Source organism: Lentilactobacillus senioris, assembly GCF_026798195.1.
Classification (GTDB): domain Bacteria; phylum Bacillota; class Bacilli; order Lactobacillales; family Lactobacillaceae; genus Lentilactobacillus; species Lentilactobacillus senioris_A.
This window is the reverse complement of sequence record NZ_JAPQEZ010000020.1, coordinates 1-4,842: the sequence shown is the minus strand read 5'-3', so window position 1 is coordinate 4,842 and position 4,842 is coordinate 1. Positions and strand designations below refer to the sequence as shown.

General features: G+C 37.0%; 7 protein-coding genes. All 7 read left to right on the top strand.

Annotation, left to right across the window (positions count from 1 at the left end):
• Window positions 1–485, top strand: a 485-nt coding sequence (locus OXT66_RS09455) for a recombinase family protein (RefSeq protein WP_268597045.1), incomplete at its 5' end; no start/stop codon positions are given.
• A 134-nt stretch (window positions 486–619) separates the two neighbouring features.
• Window positions 620–1,411 carry a ParA family protein gene (locus OXT66_RS09450; RefSeq protein ID WP_016527412.1) on the top strand — a complete coding sequence of 264 codons (792 nt, stop codon included), beginning with the start codon at window positions 620–622 and terminating at the stop codon, window positions 1,409–1,411.
• Window positions 1,412–1,482: 71 nt separating this feature from the next.
• Window positions 1,483–1,722: a hypothetical protein gene (locus tag OXT66_RS09445; RefSeq protein WP_041095869.1), complete on the top strand. Its 240-nt coding sequence runs from the start codon at window positions 1,483–1,485 to the stop codon at window positions 1,720–1,722.
• Window positions 1,723–1,745: 23 nt separating this feature from the next.
• Window positions 1,746–2,123 carry a hypothetical protein gene (locus OXT66_RS09440; protein WP_062688638.1) on the top strand — a complete coding sequence of 126 codons (378 nt, stop codon included), beginning with the start codon at window positions 1,746–1,748 and terminating at the stop codon, window positions 2,121–2,123.
• A gap of 505 nt (window positions 2,124–2,628) precedes the next feature.
• Window positions 2,629–3,738: a replication initiator protein A gene (locus tag OXT66_RS09435; RefSeq protein ID WP_268597044.1), complete on the top strand. Its 1,110-nt coding sequence runs from the start codon at window positions 2,629–2,631 to the stop codon at window positions 3,736–3,738.
• A gap of 149 nt (window positions 3,739–3,887) precedes the next feature.
• Complete coding sequence (locus OXT66_RS09430; protein WP_005693066.1) at window positions 3,888–4,085, top strand: hypothetical protein; 198 nt, start codon at window positions 3,888–3,890, stop codon at window positions 4,083–4,085.
• Window position 4,086: 1 nt separating this feature from the next.
• The gene (locus tag OXT66_RS09425; protein ID WP_268597043.1) at window positions 4,087–4,776 is read left to right on the top strand and encodes a zeta toxin family protein; all 690 of its coding nucleotides are present in this window, start codon (window positions 4,087–4,089) and stop codon (window positions 4,774–4,776) included.
• Window positions 4,777–4,842: the final 66 nt, after the last annotated feature.

Genomic DNA, 4,842 nt, shown 5'->3' with positions numbered 1-4,842 from the left:
TAAGTGGAGCTAACACTAATCGGCCAGAACTGCAAAAAATGCTGGCCTATATTCGTGAGGGTGATATTGTCCTGGTCACTGAATTAGATCGCTTAGGCAGAAACAACCAGGATTTGACTAAGATCATGAACTCCATTCAAAATAAGGGTGCCACCCTAGATGTATTGAATTTACCGTCCATGACAGGAATCGCTGATCCTAACTTACGGCAACTGATGACCAATTTGATTATTGAACTCTATAAGTATCAGGCCGAAAGTGAACGTAAGCGAATCATTGAGCGCCAGCAGCAAGGGATTGCCTTAGCTAAGCAGCAGGGTAAATATCATGGGCGCAAACCCCAATACACCCAAGACGATCCCCGCTTGCAACATGCTTTTAAGCTTTATCAGGCAGGCATGAGTGACATAGACGTTGCTCGGAATACCGGGATCAAGCGGACAACTTTTATTCGATATCGTAAAAAGCTTAATATCAAGAGATAGGACACTTAGCTAGTGTATACTAATCATTCATGAATATAAATCATATGTAACATTTGCAAATATACGTGCTACGTGCTATTATACATGTAGTGATATTTATTAAGCTTACTTAGCATGTATGAGGAGGGAAACTAATGGAAATTATTACATTTTCAGCTATAAAAGGCGGCGTTGGTAAAACTACCCTAGCTTTTAATTATGGTGAATGGTTAGCAAAAAATGGCAAGCATGTTTTATTTATTGACTTAGACCACCAAAGTAATTTAACCCAGACTTACAACATTTACGACAATCAAGACACCGTTGGCAACATTTTCTTAGATCGAGGGAAAGTCAAAATACATGAAATAAGTGCTTATATTAGTCTAATTGCCGGAGACATGCACCTTGACGATATTGAGCGGACCATTGAAAATAAGACTAACAAAAACATGTTCCTCTACATGTGGTTGTCAGATAATTATGAACGTTTAAATTTAGGAAAATTCGAGTATATTATTTTGGATTGTCACCCAGATTTTTCTACTGCTACCAAGAATGCAGTAATCATTAGTAATGCTATCCTTAGTCCAATCACACCTAGCGAACATGGGTATAATGCAAAATTTAACCTAGAAGAAAGAATTAACGAATTACGCAAAGAAGCCATTGATTACTCTACTAGAAAATCTTATGTCACGACAAAATTATTTTTTATCGCCAACATGATTAAACACAACACAAGATCATCTCGCGAGTTATTAAAAGCCTTAAAAGGCGATCCCAGTGTATTGGCTACAGTTCCAGAAAAGGAGCTATTCAATCGTTCAACGTTGGATAAAAAATCTCTTTCAAAAATGGCTGAAGACCACAAAACATATATTGATCAACATGAATTTTTTGATAGTATGGACAAAACATTTAATGAAATCACGGAAAAGTTATAAATGCTTTGTACACGTGTTAATCACATGTATATTCAATACGTATACATGTGAATTATAAAGGAGGACTACCTATGGCATTCGATCCAGAGAACAAAAACATAAAAAAGGCACTACAAAAAAATGAAACAGAACAGCAAACTGATACTAAAGATAAACTTGTTATTCCTGTTTTTAAAGATGAAGAGGAACGTACTAAGAACTATACCTTTTCACTTCAACCTAGCGCACGCAAAAGACTTGATGGTCTGGCTAAAGAACATAATTTTAAGTCTGCCTCCAAATTTTTAAATGAGCTTATAAAAAATATGTGATGTCAATTTAAGGGGGGGTTGTTATGGAAATTTCAATAAATGTTACATTTTTGCTTGCCAGCCTTATTGTCTTTTGGATAATTCCAGCCATTGGAATTGCCAAAAAGCACCTAGTAGATGACCGCTTTTTTATTCGCCAGTGGTTATTTCCAATGCAATATTGGTTACAACTTTTCTTTGAAAGAATCAGTGGTAATCGTCGTATTGTCGTAAGAATTTTACAAATAATGTCCCTGTTTATCACTTATTTCATCGGGTTACTTATGCTCCTTATATTTAGTGCTTTTGATATTAATACGGCCAAGCATTTTAGTGTCTTTATATTATTTGAGTATTTACTGGTATCTTCTATCGCTTACTGGTTTCAACCAAAAGCTGGCAAAGTATACAAGACTAAATAAAGTTGCTGCTAGGTAAGCGCTATGCTAGACTAAGACTAATTTAACAACCGAATACAAAGATCAAGCTAAACAGAAAAATCCCCGATTCACGAGGAATCAGGGATTTTAGGTTTAGCAAGTAGCTAACAGACAGCTACTTAGATTCAGACGATTTAGACCGGCAAGTTAAAATCGTCTGAACGTTGTTCTTAATTTGTAAGTTAATTATACCGCAAACCAGCCCGTAAGGACAAGTTAAGGATAGTTAAAAAACACAAATTAAAACCAATGGACTAAGTAGCTAACCGAAGCTATTTAGTCCATTTTTTGTTGTTAGAAATTAAAAAAGTTGCCGACTGGGCAACCAAGAAATAGACACATGCTGGTAAATTACAAAGCATTCATTTAGCCGTGAGGCTTTGTAATTCAGTTAGAGCATATCAGATTTGTATTTTAAAGCAAATCAAATGTTTTAGCAACTCTCTTTTGAGACAGCGTGTGTCAGTCAAGAAAGGGAGTTTTAATTATGACAAAATCAACAAAGTTCAATTACTATGAAGCCGATAACGTATATGGAGCCTTATTTTTCCAATTTCCTAAAGTATTAATGTATGGCGATCAATACAAACATTTAAGCAATGACGCTAAATTAGCTTATATGGTCCTCAAAGACCGTTTAGAGTATTCTTTGCGCAATAACTGGGTTGATAGTGAGGGTCATGTTTACTTTATCTTTACCAACCAAGAACTAATGGACTTGTTTAATTGCTCAAAGGGAAAAGCCATCAAAACAAAAACAGAGCTGGAATCAATCGGATTACTCGTTCAGAAACAAATGGGTTTTAACCCGAAAACTAAAAAGAATGAACCGAACCGTTTATACCTTTCCAAACTTGATGTCAAAGCCACCGATGTCTATTTACGCGGTGAATATGGTCAAAATAGCCCGCAAACCCTTGCTACGAGCGGAAGTTCAAAAAATGAACTTCCGCGGGAGACCGTTGAAACCCTTGCTACGAGCGGAAGTTCAAAAAATGAACTTCCGCATAAGTTCGTTGACGACACCCCGCAAACCCTTGCTACGAGCGGAAGTTCAAAAAATGGACTTAATCTATATAAAGAACCTAAAGAAAAAGATAAAGATAGATACAATATAGATACTCAAAAGTTGGACTTTTCCACAGCTTATTTCTCACCAGCAGAACTAGAAAAACAAAACAAGGATTTGGTAACCCATGCTAATGACTTCTTAACTGATGAAGATAGTGGCTTACCGGTTTTCTTAGAACCCGAAGCCGTGCAATTACTTAGCTTCTGGTGCCGTACCCCACAACAAATGCGTCGCTTCATCGGCATTATCTTAAATGCTAAGTACCGAGTTGAGAAGGATCATCAGGATATTGGGGTCCTAATCCCACTTGATGATGAGGAGCTGAAGCCTTTAATGACCAAAGCCTTGAGACGTTACTTTAACGCTCTTAGAAGCAATGAGAAGCACATTAAGAACGTTGAAAACTACTTGTACGGTACCATGCAAAACCTATTTGGGGTTTGGTGGAATAAACAAGCGGCTAGAGAATATGCGGCCAAACACCCCGAAGAACAGAACACTGACAATGGGCATTCTTGGAATTAAACGTCACATGGACTCATTTAAGCCGTTTTAAGTGTTACATGCATAATTATATTAAAATCGCTTTAAAATCGCTTAGAAGCAAAAATAAGCACCTTGAGTGGCTGAATTGGCGATGACTGAACTAAGAAAATGTGAAAGGAGCTTTTTAAATGACCAAACCAAGCAAAGAAGTCGAAAAAATAGAGCAATTGTTGGCTGACCCCTGGGCAATCGACATTCAAGAAATTTGGGAGCAAGCAGCACATAATCCAGATCCTGATAAGCGCAAGTTGTTTGACGCGGTACACACTTACCTCTTAGATAAACGCCAAGAGAAAATTATCAACGAAAAGCATTTCGTGATTTAACATGAGTGAGCTAAAGAGATACATCATCGTGGCTGGGATAAACGGTGCTGGTAAAAGCACTTTATATCGCGCGAGACCCGAATTATTTACTCACTCCAAACGATTAAATGCCGATGAAATCCTACAAAAAATGGGTGGCGATTGGCATAAAGATCGTGATAACGTTAGGGCAATGCGCGAAGAAATAAAACAACTCCACGCGGCTTTAGATACCGGGCAGAGTATTCATGTTGAAACAACCTTAGCTGGCCAAGGAAAGGCACAATTAAATTTAATCGAGCGGGCTCACCAAAATGGTTTTGAGGTCACGCTTTTATACGTGGCATTAAAAAACGAAAGAGTAGCAATTAATCGGGTTCATGAACGGGTCAAAAAAGGTGGGCACGGAGTACCAGATGAAATTGTTAAAAAACGCTATAATCAATCAAATCATAATTTAGCAATAGTTGCATTCAAAGCTGATAATGTCGTGATCTACGATAATAGCCAAAAATTTGTGTCAGTTTACAGACGAGAACATGACCAAGTGATCAAAAATAATTTGCATAACTTTCCTTGGATAAATCCCAAAATCACCTTTGAGGCAGCTATACAGAAACAACTAAATGACTTTGTTAAAAATAATCCAGATTTAAAAATTAGAAATCCCATGAATAATTCAGAAAATAAAAACGATCGGCCTAGTTATTAGGCTGATCGTTTTTGAGTTTATTTGGTTTATGGGCGTTAACATAGTCAGCAAATGTTTTTAAAAGTT

What these genes read in the sequence shown, in the direction of transcription:
- OXT66_RS09450 (WP_016527412.1), top strand. Translation starts at nt 620, where the DNA reads ATGGAAATTATTACATTTTCAGCTATAAAAGGCGGCGTTGGTAAAACT.
- OXT66_RS09445 (WP_041095869.1), top strand. Translation starts at nt 1,483, where the DNA reads ATGGCATTCGATCCAGAGAACAAAAACATAAAAAAGGCACTACAAAAA.
- OXT66_RS09440 (WP_062688638.1), top strand. Translation starts at nt 1,746, where the DNA reads ATGGAAATTTCAATAAATGTTACATTTTTGCTTGCCAGCCTTATTGTC.
- OXT66_RS09435 (WP_268597044.1), top strand. Translation starts at nt 2,629, where the DNA reads ATGACAAAATCAACAAAGTTCAATTACTATGAAGCCGATAACGTATAT.
- OXT66_RS09430 (WP_005693066.1), top strand. Translation starts at nt 3,888, where the DNA reads ATGACCAAACCAAGCAAAGAAGTCGAAAAAATAGAGCAATTGTTGGCT.
- OXT66_RS09425 (WP_268597043.1), top strand. Translation starts at nt 4,087, where the DNA reads ATGAGTGAGCTAAAGAGATACATCATCGTGGCTGGGATAAACGGTGCT.